An 18,337-nucleotide genomic window follows, 5' to 3' on the forward strand; every position below is an offset into this window, starting at 1 on the left:
AGAGGAGCCCTTAAGGGCTCCGGTAAGGATGATCAGCCGGAGGCAGCGGCGTCGTCTATTTCGTCGATGGACACCAGGAACACGACATCGATATCGAGGCCGTCATCATCGTCTTCGCCGTCTTCGTCGCCCTCGTCCTCTTCATCCAAGGCCTCATAGAAGGCATCGATCTCGTCTTCCGATGCGGGCCGTGTCGTCAAGGCAGCTGAGCCGTCCCAGAGGGAGCGGCTCTCGCTCTTAAACGACTTCAGGTCATCTTTAAAGCTCTCGCTGAGAAAGAGTTCGCGAGCCTGTTCCTCATCGGCATTCGTCACGGCAACCGCTTTGCCGGCTATTTCCAGGGTGACCATGGCGCATCCTTTGCCGCTGCAATGGGATCCATGTCACTAACGCTCAAGCCCGGAATTCGATCAAACCACCCCTGCGTAAGCTTTTCCGGGGCTTCAGGAAGGGTGTGAACAGCCCTTGAGACCAGTATGGACATGAGGCAACCAATATGAGACCAGTTAAGCTGTGAACGTGACTGGCCCCACCTCCTGCTTCCGGTCTTTGGACCGGCTTTCCCTGACCGGCTCCCGCGTCAACGAGGACGGAGCCGGTCTGCGCGGCCGTTTCGCCTGGATCATCGATGGAGCCACTGGTCTCTCCAACGAACAGCTGACCTCTGGGGGCAGCGATGCCGCCTGGCTCGCCGCCTTCGTTGACGAGCGCCTGACGGCCCTGTCCGGAGCGGAAGGCGCCGATCGGCTGCTGCGGCAGCTTGAGGACGATGTTCGGGCGGCCTTCGGGGACGAGACCGGGCATGTGCCGGATGTCAGCGACCACCATACTCCCTCCGCGTGCCTCGGCCTGATCGAGTTGATGCCAGGTGAGGGTGGTCCCCTCAGGCTCCAGGGGCGCCTTTTGGGTGATGTGGTCGTTCTCGTGCCGTCGGAGCAGGGAATCGCCCGCTGGAGCGACGAGCGAGCGAAGCCCTTCGAACGGAAGACCCTGGCGGCTCTCGGAGCCCAGGGGCACGAGCCGGGGCAGATCCCCGAGGCCGTGCGGCGCCAGATCCTCGAGAACCGCACCCGGCTCAACCAGCAGGACGGCTACTGGGTCGTGAACCCGCGTCGGCCCTGGGCCGGCCAGGAGCTGCGGTTCGAGGCTCAAGTGACGCCAGGCGCGCCTATCGTGCTCGCCACGGACGGTTTCATGCGGCTCGTGGATGTGTTTGCAGCCTATTCGGACGGCGAGCTCTACGACCGGCTCGCTGCCGGAAAAGGGCCGGACCTGATGCAGGAATTGCGCGAAAGGGAGCGGGGCGACCTCATGGCAGGCGCCTATCCTCGTGTTAAAACCCACGACGACGCGACCTTTCTCGTCATTGCAGCCGAGCAATCCGGCTGAACGAGTTCCGCAGGGACTGCTCAAACAGGCCATGCGGTGGGAGGACAAGGACTTCAACAATGAGGGAAACGACGATGAAACTGACCCGACGCATTCTGATGGGCGCTGCCGCCGGCAGCCTCCTGCTCTCGTCCGGCGCCGCCATGGCGCAGCAGACCGAGCTGACGTTCTGGAGCTGGCGCCAGGAGGACAAGGCCTTCTACCAGGACACCATCAAGAAGTTCCAGGAGAAGAACCCCGGCATCACGGTCAAGTTCGAGACCTATGCGCCTGAGAACTACCAGACGATTCTCTCCACGGCGCTCGCCGCCGGCCGCGGCCCGGACGTGATCCAGGTGCGCGCCTACGGCAACCTGGAGACCATTGCGACCCCAGGCTACCTGCTCGCCCTCGACCAGCAGAACATGCCCGAGCTGGCGAACTTCCCGGAGGCGTCGCTTGCTGCCGAGACCCTGCGCTCCGACGGCAAGGTCTATGCCGTGCCCTTCGCCATGCAGACGCAGCTCGTGGTCTACAACAAGAAGATCTTCAAGGATAACGGCGTGAACCCGCCCAAGACCTGGGATGAGCTGATGACGCTCGCTCAGGCGCTCAAGGCCAAGAACATCACGCCGTTCGCCAACGGCACGGCGACGGCCTGGCAGAACGAGACCATCGTGGGCGGCCTGCTGTCGTCCATGCTCGGCAAGCAGTTCGAGGCCGATATCGTCTCCGGCAAGGCGAACTTCACCGATCCGCGCTTTGTCGGCGCGCTGACGAAGCTCAAGGACGTCAGCCAGTATTTCTCGCCGAACTTCACCGGCGTCGACTATCCGTCCTCGCAGCAGCTCTTCGTGGCAGGCCGCGCGGCCATGTTCGCGGGCGGCTCCTATGAGGTGGCGAATTTCAAGAACCAGAACCCGACCCTCGACCTCGGCGTGTTCCCGGCTCCCGTCCTGAAGGCAGGCGACCAGGCGCTGGTCGCCACCTATTACGATGGCGGCTATGCGGTGAACGCCAAGAGTGAGAAGAAGGATGCGGCGCTCAAGTTCGTGCGCTACCTCGCCACGCCCGAATACGGCACGGCCTTCACCAACGCCCTGAAGAACCTGTCGCCGATCAAGGGAATCAAGATCGAGGACGCGATCACCCAGGAAGTGGCGAAGCTCGCCGAGAACGCCATGTCGTACCTGATGCTCGTGCGCTTCCGCTATCAGGAGCCGAGCGGCTCGGTGCTGCTGCAGTCGAACGTGCAGAAGATGCTCGCCGGCCAGCAGACCCCGGAGCAGGCCGCGGCCGAGATCAACAAGGGCATCGCGACCTACTACAAGCCCTTCCAGAAGTAAGCCTTTAATACAAGGGCGGCGGGCTCTCGGGCTCGCCGCCTTTTCTGAAAGCTATCGATGTCCATGATCGTCTCGCGCAAACAGGCTCCGTCGCTGAAGCGGCAAATGTGGGTGGCGTTTCTCGTCGTTCCGCCCATCGTGTTCATGTCGCTCTTCGTGGTCTATCCGATCCTGTCGGCCTTCGCCTATGCCTTCTATGACTGGCAGGGGCTGGCGCGTGGCGAGTACGTGGGTCTCAAGAACTTCAAGGAAGTGCTGTTCGGCGCCACCATGGCACCTGTGGTGTGGAACGCCTTCCTGCACAACGTCTATGCGCTTGTCGCGCTGATGATCATCCAGAACGGCGGCGGGTTCCTGCTCGCCTGGCTGCTCTACAAGGAGCCCTTCGGCTTCCGCTTCCACCGGATCGCCGTGTTCGTCCCGGTGGTGCTGTCGACCATCATCGTGGGTTTCCTCTGGAAGCTCTTCCTCAATCCGAATTTCGGCATCGTCAATCAGGCGCTCTACTCGCTCGGCCTCGATTCCTTGGCCAAGCCCTGGCTTGGGGATTCCTCGACGGCGCTTGGCGCTCTCATCCTCGCCAATGCCTGGCACTTCGTCGGTTTTCCGACGCTGGTCTATCTCGCCGGCATGCAGCGCATCCCGCCCGAAATCATCGAGGCGGCGCGGCTCGACGGCACCAACGAATGGCAGCTGTTGAAGAACATCGTGTGGCCCCTGGTGGCGCCGAGCACCACCATCCTGTTCACGCTGCTTTTCATCGGCGCGTTCAACTGGTTCGAGATCCCGTACGTGATGGTGGGTCTTGACGGGTCGCCCTTCGGCACCACCGATGTGCTCGGCCTCGTCTTCTACCGCACGGCCTTCGGCAACCAGAGCGCCAGCATCCAGAACTTCGGCATGGGCTCGGCGCTCGCCACGCTGCTCTTCCTCTTCATCGTCGTCTTCGCGTCCATGCTGACCCTGTGGCTGCGCCGTCGGGAGATCCAGTTTTGACCGCCCTCACATCTCAGGCGCCCGCATCGCGCCAGCCGATCTCCTTCGCGCTGCTGGCTCAGGTCATCCTGATCGCCAACTCCTTCATCATGCTCTATCCGGTCGTGGTGATGGTGCTGTCCGCCTTCAAGACCACGGGCGAGATCTTCGAGCATCCCTTCGCGCTGCCCGATTTCACGCAAATCGGGAACTTCGCCAAGGTGCTCGGCGAAACCGCGATGCCGACCTACTTCATGAACTCGATCTTGGTGACGGGCACGTCGGTTCTGCTGATCCTCGTGCTCGGCACCATGGCGGGCTATGCGGTGGCCCGCTACGAGTCGCGCACTAACACCTTCATCCTGCTGTTCTTCCTGGCAGGCCTGATGCTGCCCTTGAAGCTTGCGGTCATTCCGCTCTTCATCCTGCTGCGGGATCTCGGCCTGCTCGACAGCCGCTGGAGCCTCATCGTCACCTACACGGCCATCGGCCTGCCGTCCGCCGTGTTCATCATGGCGGGCTTCCTGCGCACGCTGCCATCGGAACTCGAGGATGCGGCCCGCATCGACGGCGCGTCCGAGCCGCGCATCATGTGGTCGGTGATGCTGCCGCTGGCGCGCCCGCCCATGGCCATCGCGGCGATCCAGAACGCGGTGCCGATCTGGAACGACTTCTTCTTCCCGCTCGTCTTCATTCAGACCGATGCGCGGAAAACCCTGCCGCAGGGGCTCACCGCCTTCATGGGCGAATACACCACCGACTGGGGCATGCTGTTCGCCGGCCTCACCATCGCGGCGGCGCCCATCACGCTCCTCTACATCGCCCTGTCGCGCCAGTTCATCCAGGGCATGACGGCCGGCGCGGTGAAGTAGCATGCTGATTCCGAAGGGCAGCCTCGTCGTCTCCTGCCAGGCCCGCGCCGACAACCCGCTCCATGGGCCGGTCCACATGGCCGCCATGGCGCAGGCGGCAGAGGCGGGCGGCGCCAGGGGCATTCGCGCCAACGGCGCGGACGACATCGCGGCGATCCGTGCCGTGACCGCGCTCCCGATCATCGGCATTGCGAAGGTGTGGGACGACCGCTTCCCGGTCTACATCACGCCGGACTTCGCCCAAGCTGCCGAGATCGCCACGGCGGGAGCCGACATCATCGGCCTCGATGCGACGCCACGCCCGCGCGACGGTGAGCCGGTGGAACGCCTGATCGGCCGCATCCGCACCGAGCTCGGCCGCGAGGTCTTTGCCGACATCGCCACGCTCGAGGAGGGGCGAGCCGCCTTTGCTGCTGGTGCCACCTACATCGCGACGACACTCTCCGGCTATACGGACGAGACGGCCTCCGACAAGATCGAGGGGCCCGACCTCCACCTCCTGTCGGCCCTTGTCGCCGAGATTCGAGCTCCCATCGTGGCGGAGGGGCGCTTCGACACGCCCGAACTCGTCGCAGAGGCTTTCAGGCGCGGAGCCCATGCGGTCGTGGTGGGCACCGCGATCACCAATCCGCGCGAGATCACGAGAAAGTTTGTGCGGGCGCTGTCCTGAAGGCCCGGAAGGCAAGTCTGTAACGGAAACGTGAGAGCACCTCTGGCGTTCTCGGGTGTACCCATCCACAATGGGTTTCAACCGAGGTGATGCCGTGCTGATCCGCCGCCCTTCCGATATTCTGCCCTCCGAGATCACGCCCCGGGAGGTCTATTTCAACCGCCGCCAATGGATGGCGGGCGCCGCCGGGTTGGCCCTCGCGGCGGCCCTGCCAAGAGGGCTGGAGGCGGCCCCGCTTCAGGCGGCCAAGAGCCCGTTCTCGACGGACGAGAAGCTGACGAGCCGTGAGGACGTCACGAGCTACAACAACTTCTATGAGTTCGGCACCGGCAAGGACGATCCCGCCGCCAAGGCCAAGTCCCTCAAGACCTCGCCCTGGACGGTGAAGGTTGATGGCATGGTCGGCAAGCCGGCCGAGTTCGCCCTTGAGGACATCATCAAGTCATCGGCTCTGGAGGAGCGCATCTATCGCATGCGCTGCGTCGAGGGCTGGTCCATGGTCATTCCTTGGGTCGGCTTCCCGCTTGCCGACCTCATCAAGCGCGTGGAGCCCCTGGGCAGCGCAAAATACGTGGCCTTCGAGACGGCATACCGGCCCGAGGAGATGCCGGGGATGGACACGGTGTTCCCGGTACTCGAATGGCCTTACGTGGAGGGCCTGCGCCTCGATGAGGCCATGAACCCGCTCACCCTGCTGGCGGTCGGGCTCTACGGCGAGACCCTGCCGAACCAGAACGGCGCACCCATTCGCCTCGTCGTGCCGTGGAAATACGGATTCAAGGGTATCAAGTCGATCACCCGCATCAGCTTCGTCGACAAGCAGCCGGCAACCTCCTGGAACAAGCAGGCACCTGGCGAATACGGCTTCTACGCCAACGTGAACCCGGGCGTGGACCATCCACGCTGGAGCCAGGCGACCGAGCGGCGCATCGGCGAGGGCGGCCTGTTCGTGAAGCGCCGCCCGACCCTGATGTTCAACGGCTATGCCGAGCAGGTGGCGAGCCTCTACACGGGTATGGACCTGCGGAAGCTCTATTGATGGCCGGAAGAGCCTCCGCGACCGGCGCGCCCAAGGGCGTCACCCTGCCTCAGGTGCCGAAAATCCTCGTCTACATCGTCGGCTTCATCCCGGCCGTGTGGCTGTTCTATGCCGGCATCACCGATCAGCTCGGGGCCGATCCCATGCGCTATCTGGAGCAGGCGCTCGGCCTTTGGGCCTTGCGCTTCCTGATCGCGACGCTAGCGGTCACGCCGCTGCGGCAACTCCTCAGCATCAACCTGCTGCGCTACCGCCGGGCCATCGGGCTCTTGGCGTTCTATTACGCCGCCCTGCACCTCATCACCTATCTGGTGCTCGACCAGGGACTCGACATGGCGGCCATCGTGGCCGACATCATCAAGCGGCCTTACATCACCATCGGCATGGCGACCTTCGTCATCCTGGTGCCGCTCGCGATCACGTCCAACAACGCAGCGATCCGGCGCATGGGCGGGCAGGCCTGGGCCAAGCTGCATAAGCTCGTCTTTGTGGCGGCCATCGGCGCGGTGCTTCATTTCATTCTCGTGGTGAAGTCATGGCCGCCCGAGCCTTTGGTCTATGCGGCCATCGTCGCCGTGCTCCTCGGCTACCGGCTGGTCCGTTCCCTGGTGAAGAAGCCGTCGCCCAGGCGACGCCCCGCTTGAAGACCAGGGCCACTCGGCTAGGATGCGCCGGGTAAAAGCAAGGCTTCTCCTTTGAACGGCAGGATCATCCATCGAGCAGGCTTCGTTGTCGGCGCATTCGCGCGGGCGCTCCTGATCGGGCTGGTCTGGGCGAGCCTCGCGGTGCCCGGTGAAGCCCTGGCCCAAAGCCGGGACGTGCTGGTCTTTGCCGCGGCCAGCCTGAAGAACGCGCTCGACGAGGCCGCCGCTGCCTGGATACGCGACAGCGGCAGGCGAGTCGTAGTGTCGTATGCCGCCAGCAACGCGCTCGCCCGGCAGATCGAGGCTGGAGCCCCGGCGGACATCTTCTTCTCTGCCGATCTCGATTGGATGGATTATGCGACCTCCAAGGGGCTGATCCAGCCGGAAAGCCGCGTCAATCTCCTCGGCAATTCCCTTGTTCTCATCGCACCGAAAGGTTCTGCGGCACAGGTCGAACTCAAGCCCGAGCTCGATCTCGCGGCGATCCTCGGCAGTCATCGTCTTGCCATGGGCCATGCGAATGCGGTGCCGGCCGGCAAATACGGCAAGGCCGCCCTCGAGCATCTCGGCGCATGGGCGGGCGTGAAGGACAAGGTCGCCCAGACCGAGAATGTGCGCGCAGCGCTTCTGCTCGTCTCACGCGGCGAGGCGCCCCTTGGGATCGTCTATAAGACCGATGCCGTGTCCGACTCGAACGTCACCATCGTCGGTACGTTTCCGGAAGGCAGCCATCCGCCGATCGTCTACCCGATCGCGTTGACGAAGGATTCAGCCAATCCGGAGGCAGCAGCGTTCTTGGGCTTCCTGCGTTCGGACAAGGCCAAGCCCTTCTTCGAAAAGCAGGGCTTCACTCTGTTGAACAAAGCGGGCTCGTGATGGAGGGGCTTTCTCCGGAAGAGTGGACGGCGGTTCGCCTCAGCCTGAAGGTCGCCTCCGTGGCCATGGCGGCAAGCCTCATCCCGGGAATTGCCATCGCGTTCCTGCTGGAACGCGGACGCTTCTGGGGGCGGCAGGCGCTCGATGTGCTCGTGCATCTGCCGCTGGTTTTGCCGCCCGTCGTGGTCGGCTGGTTTCTCCTCATCGGCTTCGGCCGGCGCGGTCCTGTCGGGGCGTTTCTCGCCGAGCAGTTCGGCATCGTGTTCTCGTTTCGCTGGACGGGTGCTGCGCTCGCCTGCGCCATCATGGGCTTTCCGCTGCTGGTGCGCGCCATCCGGCTGTCCATCGCGGCCGTCGACCGCAAGCTCGAGGACGCTGCAAGCACGCTCGGGGCTCATCCTGTCTGGGTTTTCGGCGTGGTGACGCTGCCGTTGATTCTGCCCGGCATCATCGCCGGCATGGTGCTCTCCTTTGCTAAGGCCATGGGCGAGTTCGGCGCGACGATCACCTTCGTTTCGAGCATTCCCGGCGAGACGCAGACCATCCCGTCGGCCATTTACGCCTATACCCAGGTGCCGGGAGGCGAGGGTGGTGCGATGCGGCTGACGCTCGTGTCCATCGTCATCTCCATCGCGGCGCTGTGGCTGTCCGAGTGGCTGGCGCGGCGTGTGCGTCGCAGGGTTCACGCCTGATGATCCTTGACGTCAGCATCGAGCATGAGCAGGGCGCATTCGCCCTGCAGGCAAGTTTCCAATCCAATGGCAAGCTCACGGCTTTGTTCGGTCCGTCAGGTTCCGGCAAGACAACGATCGTGAATGCCGTCAGTGGACTCGTGCAACCGGATCATGCGCGCATCGTGGTGCAGGACCGGGTGCTTGTCGATACGACGAAAAACATCGTCGTGCCGAAGCACAGGCGTCGCATCGGCTATGTGTTCCAGGAAGGACGGCTCTTCCCGCATCTCAACGTGCGGCACAACCTGCTCTTCGGCCGCTGGTTCACACAGAAGGGCGAGCGGACAGCGAGCTTCGATCATGTGGTGGATCTTCTCGGCATTGGTCATCTGCTCGACCGCCGCCCGTCCACGTTGTCCGGCGGCGAGAAGCAGCGTGTGGCCATCGGCCGTGCGCTACTCGCCGATCCCCAGCTCCTGCTGATGGACGAGCCGCTTGCCTCCCTCGACGAGGCACGAAAGGCTGAAATCTATCCTTATCTCGAACGCCTGCGTGACGAGGGCGGCATTCCCATCGTGCTCGTCAGTCATTCCGTGGCTGAAATCGCGCGGCTGGCCACATCCGTCGTGGTTCTCTCGGAAGGCCGGGTGATAGCATCGGGCTCTGCAGCCGAAGTTCTGAGGCACACGAGCTTCTTTGCGCTGGAAGGTCGTGCAGAGGTTGGCGCGCTGATCGAAGCACAGGTGTCGAGGCATGATGAAGCTTATGACCTGACCGTGCTGCAGGCGCGGGCCGGTACTTTGAGCATCCCGCGTCTTCCTCATCCCATCGGCACGAGCCTGCGCGTGCGTCTTCGCGCCCGCGACATCATCCTGTCGCTGAAGGCACCCGAAGGCCTGAGCGCCTTGAACGTGCTGCCGGGATTCATTTCCTCCATCGACGAGGCCGAGGGGTCGAGCGTGGATGTGCAGCTCGATTGCGGCGGGGATCCTGTCGTGGCCCGCGTGACCCGCAAATCCGTCGAGGAGCTTGGCCTCAAGCCTGGCCTTGCCGTTCACGCCATCATCAAGAGCATCGCTTTCGACCCTGAGGCCCTTGGCGTCACGGGCAGAGAGAATATGTGAGATCCGATACCGGTGAGGTTGCATGGACGGCATAGCCGTGTAGCCTCTCCCGTCATCCTTTCCAGTGTCGAGAGACCACGATCATGAACGAACAAGTCCGGAATTTGCCCGATGCGGCCTCCCATGCCCAGCTTCTCGACCGTCTGGCGGAGGTCGCCATCCGGGTCGGACTCGGGCTGAAGCCGGGGCAGGAGCTGGTGCTGACCGCGCCGCTCGAGGCCGTGGCTCTGGTGCGGCGCATCACGGAGCATGCTTACAAGGCCGGCGCTTCGCTCGTCACCACGATCTTCTCCGACGAGGAGAGCACGTTGATGCGCTTCCGCCATGGGCGGGATGAGGGCTTCGATACGGCTCCGGCCTGGCTCTACGAGGGCATGGCCGAGGCCTACAAGAAGGGCGCGGCCCGGCTTGCCATCGTGGGCGAGGACCCGTCGCTGCTCGCCAAGGAGGATCCGGAGAAGGTCTCCCGCGCCAACCGGGCCCGCTCCAAGGCCTATATGCCGGCCCTCAACATGATTGCGGGCTTCGACATCAACTGGACCATCGTGTCCGCCGCGACCCCGGCTTGGGCCAAGACCGTGTTCCCGGACGATGCAGATGAGGTCGCTCTGGCCAAGCTCTGGCAGGCCATCTTCTCGGCGTCCCGCGTCGACACGCCCGATCCCATCGCCGCCTGGGAGCAGCACAACGCGGCCCTGCAGACCCGCACGCGCATGCTGAACGAGAAGAACTTTGCCGCGCTCCATTTCCGCGGCCCCGGCACCGATCTGCGCGTCGGCCTGGCCGATGACCATGAGTGGAACGGTGGCTCGACGACCGCAAAGAACGGTCTCGTGTGCAACGCCAACATCCCGACCGAGGAGGTCTTCACCACGCCGCACAAGGACCGTGTGGACGGCACGGTGACGAGCACCAAGCCGCTCTCCTATAACGGCACCCTGATCCAGGACATTCAGGTGCGGTTCGAGGGCGGTCGCATCGTGGAGAGCAAGGCACGTACCGGTGAGGCCGTGCTGAACAGGGTTCTAGATACGGACGAAGGCGCGCGCCGTCTCGGCGAGGTGGCCCTGGTGCCCTATTCGTCGCCGATCTCGCAGAGCAGGCTTCTGTTCTTCAACACCCTGTTCGACGAGAACGCCTCGAGCCACATTGCGCTTGGCCAAGCCTACAGCAAGTGCATCCGGGGTGGCGGCGCCATGAGCGAGGACGAACTGACGTCCCGCGGCTCCAACAAGAGCCTGATCCACATTGATTGGATGATCGGCTCCGATCAGGTGGATGTGGATGGTATCACACAGGACGGCACGGCCGAGCCGCTCATGCGCGGCGGCGAATGGGTGACATCGTAACAAAGGACTCGCCCTTTGCGCCGTGCCGGATCTATGATCCAGGTGATTGCCTGATCTGACGCAAACGGTGCTTGACGTATCGGCATCGCGGCTGTGATGGGTAACAGGTATCAAAGAGGTGCCGGTCTGAACATTGTCGGGCCGGCGCTGCCTCAAGAGTGGATGGATGTCGGACACACCCAATCGTCAATCTGAAGCCCTCCTGTCGGTCCGCTCCCTGTCGGTGGAGTTCGGCACGGGGAGCGGACCCTTCAAAGCCGTCAAGGAAGTCAGTTTCGACGTGCAGCCGGGCAAGACCCTGGCCGTCGTCGGCGAGTCGGGGTCGGGCAAGTCCGTCACGTCGCTCGCGATCATGCGCCTGACCGATTACACGGGCGGCCGGATCACCGGAGGGCAGGTGCTGTTCCGCCCCAATGGCGGAGAGGCCATCGACCTGGTGCAGGCCTCCGACACCAGGCTCCGGGAGATCCGCGGCAACGACATCGCGATGATCTTCCAGGAGCCGATGACATCGCTCAACCCGGTTTTCACCATCGGCAACCAGATCGCCGAAACCCTGATCCTGCACCAGGGCCTGAACGGGCGCGAGGCGCGGCTGCGGGCCAGAGACCTGCTGCAGAAGGTGCGCCTGCCGGATGCAGACAGGCTCCTCGACCGCTACCCGCACCAGCTGTCCGGCGGCATGCGCCAGCGCGTGATGATCGCCATGGCGCTTGCCTGCAATCCCAAGCTCCTGATCGCCGACGAGCCGACCACGGCCCTCGACGTGACGATCCAGGCGCAGATCCTCAACATCGTCCGTGACCTGCAGCAGGAAATGGGCACCGCCGTCATCTTCATCACGCACGATATGGGCGTGGTGGCCGAAATGGCCGATGACGTGGTGGTGATGTGGAAGGGCGAGAAGGTGGAGCAGGCGCCGGTGCGCGACGTCTTCGCGTCGCCGCAGCATCCCTACACCAGAGCGCTTCTCTCCGCCGTGCCGCGCCTAGGCTCCCTCACAGGCCAGCCGCTGCCGAAGCGCACGCCCGTGATGGTGATGGATGGCGGCGTGGCTAAGCCCGTCGGCGGCACCCACGAGCAGAACACCGCCGATTACACGAAACCCATTCTCCAGGTGGACAAGCTCACCACGCGCTTCGACGTGGGCAAGACCTTCTTCGGCCGCGTGACTCATCGAGTCCATGCGGTCGAGGAGGTGAGCTTCGACATCTATCCCGGCGAAACCCTGGCGCTGGTGGGCGAATCCGGCAGCGGCAAGTCCACCATCGGGCGCACGCTGCAGCAGCTCGTCGAGCCCACGGGCGGCACGGTGCGCTTCGACGGGCGCGACATGGCGGCCATGAGCCAGGCCGATCGGCGGCGTCTGCGGCAGGAGATCCAGTATATCTTCCAGGATCCCTTCGCGTCCCTCGATCCGCGTCATACGGTGGGCTACAGCATCGCCGAGCCGATCATTGTTCATGGGCTGATCAAGGATTCCAAGGCGCGTGAGCGGCGCGTGCATGAGCTGCTCGATCAGGTCGGCCTGCAGCCGCAGCATGCCAAGCGCTACCCGCACGAATTCTCCGGCGGCCAGCGCCAGCGCGTCTGCATCGCCCGGGCGCTGGCCAGCGACCCCAAGCTCGTGATCGCGGACGAATCCGTGTCGGCGCTTGACGTGTCGATCCAGGCACAGATCGTCAATCTGCTCATGGAATTGCAGGAGAGGCGGCGGCTGTCCTATCTCTTCATCACCCACGACATGGCCGTGGTGGAGAAAATCAGCCATCGCGTCGCCGTGATGTATCTTGGTCAGATCGTCGAGCTCGGGTCGCGGCAGGCGATCTTCGAGAACCCGCAGCATTCCTACACCCGCAAGCTGCTTGCGGCTGTGCCCATCGCCGATCCGCAGCGCGAGCGGGCGAAGGTGCGGATCGAAGGCGAAATCCCGAGCCCGGTTCGCCCGGTCGGCCAGGAGCCCGCCATCCATCGCATGCGCGAGGTCGCGCCAGGACATTGGGTCGCCATCGAGGCGGATTCGCTTCGTGGGGCCGCGTGACAAAAGACTTTCCAGAGGGAGACAACAGGATGAAGTTTTCGACAACACTCAAGGCTCTCGGCTTGACGGCCGCAGTGGCTCTGGCGCCGCTGATGGTGTCCAAGGCCCAGGCCGCCGGAACCCTGACCGTTGCGGTGGCCATCGATCCCGGCAGCTGGGACCCGATCGACACCTTCCTGGTCGACTGGTCCTCCGCCGCCAACAACATCTTCGACGGGCTCACGGCCCGTGGCGCGGACATGAAGCTGAAGCCGGGGCTCGCGACCTCATGGGAGCTGATGGACAACAACAGCCGCATCCGCTTCAAGCTGCGCGAAAATGTGAAGTTCCACAACGGCGAGCCCTTCAATGCGGCGGCCGTGAAGTTCACCTTCGACCGCCTGCTTGGCGAAGAGGGCAAGAAGGGACCGCAGCAGTCAAACTACACCAGTATCGATCGTGTCGAGGTTATTGACGACAAGACGGTCGACTTCATCATGAAGCAGCCTGATCCGGTGCTGCTCACCAAGCTTGCCGGCTACGGCGCGATGATCGTGCCGCCGAAATACATTCAGGAAAAGGGCGATGCCCATTTCAACCTGAACCCGGTCGGCACCGGTCCGTTCAAATTTGTCGAATACAGCCCGAAGGTGAGCCTGACGCTTGAGGCCTTCCCCGAGCATTGGGGCGGCGCGCCGAAGCTCGACAAGGTTGTGACCCGCTTCATCTCCGAGGCGAATACCCAGGTCGCGGAACTTCAATCCGGGCGTCTCGACGTTGCGACGCTCATCCCCTTCGGTCTCGCGCCGACGGTCGAGAAGAGCCCGAACCTGAGCCTGATGAGCATCACTGGGCCGACCGTCGTTTCGCTGCGCCTGAATACGAAGGAGGGCATCACCAAGGATGTGAATGTCCGCAAGGCGCTGATCATGGGCATCGACCGGGATGCCATCATCAAGGCGGTTCTTCTCGGCCACGCCAAGCCGATTGCGAGCTTCCAGTCCGAGCTGTCCTTCGGCAATGACCCGGCCATGAAGCCGCTGCCGTTCGACCTCGCCCAGGCGAAGAAGATGCTGCAGGACGCGAAGGTGCCGGCCGGCGCTCCGGTGCGGATCGACTTCCGCGGCAACGATGCGACCTTCCGCGAGGTGGCGCAGGCGGCGGCCGGCTTCCTCCAGGCGCTCGGCCTCAAGCCCGCGCTCCAGCCGCACGAGCCGCCGGTCCTGCTCAACGACATCATCCCCAATGGCAAGACCGGCGAAGCCTGGCACCAGTCCTGGGGCGGCTGGACCTTCGACTACGACAACACGGCTTACCTGATGTACCACACGGGCGAGAAGTGGAACCCCTACGGCAAGGATCCGAAGCTCGACGCGCTTCTCGAGAAGCAGCGCACGGTCTACGACGTGAAGGAGCGTGAGAAGATCCTGCAGGAGGTGGCTCGCTATGTTGCCGATCAGGCGCTCGAACTTCCGCTCTATAACCAGAACACGCTCTATGGCGTGAACAAGCGGGTGAAGAACTTCGACGCTCCCGCCGACCGCCGCTTCCGCTTCACCGAGACGACGGTGGAGTAAGCGGACCGCTCCGGTCCCTTCAACCGGAGCGGCGCGCACCGATGACATGAGCAGGCCCCGCGCGAGCGGGGCCTCTTTCAAAAACAAGAACGCAAAAATAAGAACGGCGGACAGACCACGATATGGCAGGCTTTATCTTCAAGCGATTGCTGCAGGCGATCTTCGTGATCCTGGCTGTCACCCTGATCGTGGCTTTCGCGATCAGGCTCTCCGGCGATCCGGCCGTCATGCTGCTCAGCGGCGGCGGCAACGTCACCGAGCAGGACTTGCAGAATATCCGGCAGGCGCTCGGCTTGGAGCGACCCTTCCATGTTCAGTATCTCGGTTTCCTGGAGGGAATTCTTGTCGGCGATTTCGGCAAGAGCTTCATGGGCGCGACACCCGTTTCCGCGCTGATCGCCCAGGCGCTTCCGGCAACGCTTCTTCTGGCTTTCGTTTCGCTCCTGATATCCATCGTCCTGTCCGTGCCGCTTGGCATCTACGCGGCCGTGCATCGTGGCCGCTGGCCGGATCAGATGATCCGCATCCTGTCGCTGGTCGGCCTGTCATTCCCGAACTTCTGGCTCGCCATCATGCTGGTGCTCCTCTTCTCCATCGTGCTCGGGATCCTGCCGCCGAGCGGTATGGAAGGGCCGGAGAGCTTCGTCATGCCCGCGCTCACCATGGCGACCATCCTCACCGCCACAAATGTGCGCCTAGTGCGCACATCGATGCTGGAGACGCTGTCGCAGCAATACATCATGGTGGCGCGCTCCAAGGGCCTGCGCGACCGGGTCGTGCTCTACAAGCACGCCCTGCGCAACTCCGCCATTCCGCTCGTCACCTATATCGGCCTGCAGTTCGGCAGCCTCATCGGCGGCATCGTGATCGTGGAGCGGGTGTTCAACTGGCCGGGCATGGGCACGCTCGCTTTCGATGCCATCTCCAACCGTGACTATCCGGTGCTCCAGGGCACGATCACGGTGCTTGCGCTCTTCATCATCCTCATCAATCTCCTGGTCGACATCGCCTATGGGCTGATCGATCCGCGCATCCGGACGGAGTAAAGCCCATGGCAACGGCTCAGGCTGTCTCTTCGTCGCGCTCGTGGTTCAAGTCGCTCGAACTTGTCCTCGGCTTCATCTTCGCAGGCGGCATCGCCCTGGTCGTGCTGCTCTCGCCCATCCTATTTCCGGATGGCGGCGAGGGCATGGACCTCATGGCGAGGCTCATCCCACCGTTCCAGAGCTGGCAACACTTCCTCGGCACTGATCCCCTCGGCCGCGACGTGCTGGCCAGGGTCGCTGTGGGCGGCAAGATCTCCCTCATGGTCGGCTTTCTGTCCGTGCTCGGCGCCGTCATCATCGGCACTCTCGTCGGTCTGGTGGCGGGCTATTATCGCGGCATCGCCGAGATGCTTCTGATGCGCTTCGTCGACATTCAGCTCGCGCTGCCTTTCATCCTCGTGGCGATCATGTTCCTGGCCATTCTGGGTGCGGGCATCGACAAGGTGATCCTCATCATGATCGCCACCCAGTGGGTGCAATATGCCCGCCTCGTGCGTGGCTCCGTGCTGGCCCTGCGGGAGCGGGAGTTCATTCTCTCCGCCCGCGCCATCGGGGTCGGCAACGGGCGCATCATCTTCACGCACGTGCTGCCCAACGTGCTCGGCCCCATCGTCATCCTCATGACCCTGCAGGTGGCCAACAACATCCTGCTCGAAAGCAGCCTGACCTTCCTCGGTCTTGGCGTCGATCCGCTCATCCCGAGCTGGGGCGGCATGCTGGCCGACGGGCGCACCTATCTGCAGACGGCCTGGTGGGTCAGCGTATTCCCCGGGCTTGCCATCATGTTCACCGTGCTCGGCCTCAACCTTCTAGGCGACTGGCTGCGCGATTATCTCGACCCGACAGGACAGACCTCGAAATGACGATATTGCTCGAAGAGCGCGTTCCGCGCACGCTCGACACTCTCGTGCGTGAATGGGCCAAGGACGACCATCGCGGCACGGTCATTGAGGCCTGGCTGTTCGAGGACGAGGCGGCCCGCCGTGACGCGGAGCGCATGTTCGCCGATCTCAGCATCCACGCCCGCCTGCGCAGCGCCTACAAGCCGCTCGTGCATGCGTTCCTGGAAGAGTTCGACATAGGCGGCGTCACCCGCGCCACCGTGCGCTATCCCGTGCATGAAAAGGCCGACCATCTGCGCTTCCTTTCCGAGGCCTATCCCCTGGCGGCCCTGCTCGAGGGCATCGAGACCCGCTTCGAGCCCGGCAAGGTCGATCTCACCTACCAGATCACGCTTGAATACGCAGATGGCAGCCTTGCGGAGCACGAGGTCTTCGCGCCCAACCGACTGCGCACGAACCATCTCGATCAGGTCGACCTCACCCCGACGGGCTGGCTGAAGGTGACGGGGCGCACTGACGGCGGTCCCGACCTGGACGAGCCGCTGGAGACCGAAATCGAGCAGGTGTTTCACAAGGTCATGGGCGTCGTAATGGCCCATGACTGGCCCGCAACGGAGCCCTATGCCGAGACGCTTGCCATCGATGTCGCCATTCCCGGCATCGAGCGCGAACTCGCTTATGGCGATGAGGTCATGAGCACCCGCGAGGCGCTGCACGAGGATTTTTATTTCTCGATCCTCGAGTTCTTCAAGCACCGCTCGGGCCGCCCGCCTGAGGACCGCGGCCTGCAACCGGGCCAGATCGTGCCGGATATCCGGCACGGGGAGGGCGATGCACAGGTTCGCGTGAGCTTACGCCCCTTCGGCGTACCCTCCGATCCGGAGCGGCCGGAGCAGGATATCGAAACGGCCGATGCAGCACCGTCCTTGGCCCAGATTCATCGCGAGCTTGCAGGGCTTCCCGGCGAAACCTTCGAGGGCGTTTCCCGCGAGGGGCGGCCGGTCCGTGGCCTCTATCGTGCCGGCTCACGGGCAGCCGTTCTCGTCACGAGCGGGCAGCATGCCAACGAAACCTCGGCTCCCGTCGGCACCTTGAGGGCGGTGCACAGGCTGCTGGCCGCGCCTGAGGCGAACATTGCCTATATCCCGGTCGAGAACCCGGACGGTTACGCGCTGCATGGCCGCCTCTGCGAGGGCAGCCCCCGCCACATGCACCACGCCGCGCGCTACACCTCGCTCGGCAACGATCTGGAATACGGCGGCAGCGAGCCTCTTTATGAGATCGGCGCCCGCAACCAGGCCCTGGCCCTGTCCGGCGCGCAGTTGCACCTCAATTTTCACGGCTACCCTGCCCATGAATGGACGCGGCCCTTCACCGGCTACCTGCCGCGCGGTTTTGAGCTTTGGACGATTCCGAAAGGCTTCTTCCTGATCATGCGGCACCATCCTGCCTGGGACAAAACGGCCAGAACGCTGATCGAGGCGGTCACGACGGGCCTGTCGGCCGTTCCCGGGCTGGCCGAGTTCAACCGGCGCCAGATCGAGATCTGCTCGATCCATTCCGGCGGGACGCCCTACGAGATCATCAACGACATCCCTTGCCTGATCACGGCCGACGAGCGGCACCCGACCCCGATGACGCTGATCACGGAATTCCCGGACGAGACGATCTATGGCGAGGCCTATCGCTTTGCCCATACCGTCCAGATGGCCACCGTCATTGCCGCCGAGGAGGCATTCAACACGCTGATGAGTGCTGCTGCCGGCGCTTTTTGATTGCCGTTACGTCACGTGCTCGGCCCTGATTTAAGACCTAATAGGTGCTCCTGAGCGCCCCGCTCTTCCATGCCCGCGCTACGCTTGCTGTGCGTTGTGTTATATTGTATTGAAATCCATAACGCATAGTAAGCGATAAA

Annotated in this window: 17 protein-coding genes; 16 read left to right on the top strand and 1 reads right to left on the bottom strand. The window is 63.7% G+C overall.

What is annotated here, in order from left to right; all coding sequences use genetic code 11:
• Positions 1-32: 32 nt before the first annotated feature.
• On the bottom strand, positions 33-350 hold the full coding sequence (locus tag JKL45_RS04165; RefSeq protein WP_201859859.1) for a hypothetical protein: 318 nt from the start codon (positions 348-350) through the stop codon (positions 33-35).
• A gap of 163 nt (positions 351-513) precedes the next feature.
• Between JKL45_RS04165 and JKL45_RS04170 the strand changes: the two genes are divergently transcribed.
• From JKL45_RS04170 to JKL45_RS04245, 16 genes are all read left to right on the top strand, one after another.
• Positions 514-1,389 carry a hypothetical protein gene (locus tag JKL45_RS04170; RefSeq protein WP_201859860.1) on the top strand — a complete coding sequence of 292 codons (876 nt, stop codon included), beginning with the start codon at positions 514-516 and terminating at the stop codon, positions 1,387-1,389.
• Positions 1,390-1,463: 74 nt separating this feature from the next.
• Positions 1,464-2,714 (top strand): extracellular solute-binding protein, encoded by a 1,251-nt coding sequence (locus JKL45_RS04175; RefSeq protein WP_201859861.1) that lies wholly within the window; start codon positions 1,464-1,466, stop codon positions 2,712-2,714.
• Between the two features lie 57 nt (positions 2,715-2,771).
• Entirely contained in the window at positions 2,772-3,710 is a 939-nt protein-coding gene (locus tag JKL45_RS04180; protein ID WP_246498293.1) for a carbohydrate ABC transporter permease, read from the top strand.
• A complete protein-coding gene (locus JKL45_RS04185) occupies positions 3,707-4,561 on the top strand; it encodes a carbohydrate ABC transporter permease (RefSeq protein ID WP_201859862.1) in 855 nt (284 codons plus the stop codon). The genes JKL45_RS04180 and JKL45_RS04185 overlap by 4 nt, the downstream gene beginning before the upstream one ends.
• 1 nt (position 4,562) lies before the next feature.
• Positions 4,563-5,231 carry an N-acetylmannosamine-6-phosphate 2-epimerase gene (locus JKL45_RS04190; protein WP_201859863.1) on the top strand — a complete coding sequence of 223 codons (669 nt, stop codon included), beginning with the start codon at positions 4,563-4,565 and terminating at the stop codon, positions 5,229-5,231.
• Positions 5,232-5,301: 70 nt separating this feature from the next.
• Complete coding sequence (gene msrP, locus JKL45_RS04195) at positions 5,302-6,270, top strand: protein-methionine-sulfoxide reductase catalytic subunit MsrP (protein WP_201859864.1); 969 nt, start codon at positions 5,302-5,304, stop codon at positions 6,268-6,270.
• Entirely contained in the window at positions 6,270-6,914 is a 645-nt protein-coding gene (msrQ, locus tag JKL45_RS04200) for a protein-methionine-sulfoxide reductase heme-binding subunit MsrQ (RefSeq protein ID WP_201859865.1), read from the top strand. The genes msrP and msrQ overlap by 1 nt, the downstream gene beginning before the upstream one ends.
• Before the next feature lie 51 nt (positions 6,915-6,965).
• Positions 6,966-7,790 carry a molybdate ABC transporter substrate-binding protein gene (modA, locus tag JKL45_RS04205; RefSeq protein ID WP_376771000.1) on the top strand — a complete coding sequence of 275 codons (825 nt, stop codon included), beginning with the start codon at positions 6,966-6,968 and terminating at the stop codon, positions 7,788-7,790.
• Positions 7,790-8,482: a molybdate ABC transporter permease subunit gene (modB, locus tag JKL45_RS04210; protein WP_201859866.1), complete on the top strand. Its 693-nt coding sequence runs from the start codon at positions 7,790-7,792 to the stop codon at positions 8,480-8,482. Before modA ends, modB begins: the two co-directional genes overlap by 1 nt.
• On the top strand, positions 8,482-9,588 hold the full coding sequence (modC, locus tag JKL45_RS04215; RefSeq protein ID WP_201859867.1) for a molybdenum ABC transporter ATP-binding protein: 1,107 nt from the start codon (positions 8,482-8,484) through the stop codon (positions 9,586-9,588). Before modB ends, modC begins: the two co-directional genes overlap by 1 nt.
• Before the next feature lie 83 nt (positions 9,589-9,671).
• Positions 9,672-10,937, top strand: a complete 1,266-nt coding sequence (locus JKL45_RS04220; RefSeq protein WP_201859868.1) for an aminopeptidase — start codon at positions 9,672-9,674, stop codon at positions 10,935-10,937.
• A 166-nt stretch (positions 10,938-11,103) separates the two neighbouring features.
• On the top strand, positions 11,104-12,978 hold the full coding sequence (locus JKL45_RS04225; protein ID WP_201859869.1) for an ABC transporter ATP-binding protein: 1,875 nt from the start codon (positions 11,104-11,106) through the stop codon (positions 12,976-12,978).
• 29 nt (positions 12,979-13,007) lie between these two features.
• Complete coding sequence (locus tag JKL45_RS04230; RefSeq protein WP_201859870.1) at positions 13,008-14,534, top strand: ABC transporter substrate-binding protein; 1,527 nt, start codon at positions 13,008-13,010, stop codon at positions 14,532-14,534.
• Between the two features lie 122 nt (positions 14,535-14,656).
• Entirely contained in the window at positions 14,657-15,580 is a 924-nt protein-coding gene (locus tag JKL45_RS04235; protein WP_201859871.1) for an ABC transporter permease, read from the top strand.
• Positions 15,581-15,585: 5 nt separating this feature from the next.
• Positions 15,586-16,443: an ABC transporter permease gene (locus JKL45_RS04240; protein ID WP_201859872.1), complete on the top strand. Its 858-nt coding sequence runs from the start codon at positions 15,586-15,588 to the stop codon at positions 16,441-16,443.
• Positions 16,440-18,197 carry a M14 family metallopeptidase gene (locus JKL45_RS04245; RefSeq protein ID WP_201859873.1) on the top strand — a complete coding sequence of 586 codons (1,758 nt, stop codon included), beginning with the start codon at positions 16,440-16,442 and terminating at the stop codon, positions 18,195-18,197. The genes JKL45_RS04240 and JKL45_RS04245 overlap by 4 nt, the downstream gene beginning before the upstream one ends.
• Positions 18,198-18,337 lie beyond the last annotated feature (140 nt).

Origin of the sequence: Microvirga soli (assembly GCF_016734765.1) — a bacterium.
GTDB classification, from domain to species: Bacteria; Pseudomonadota; Alphaproteobacteria; order Rhizobiales; family Beijerinckiaceae; genus Microvirga; species Microvirga soli.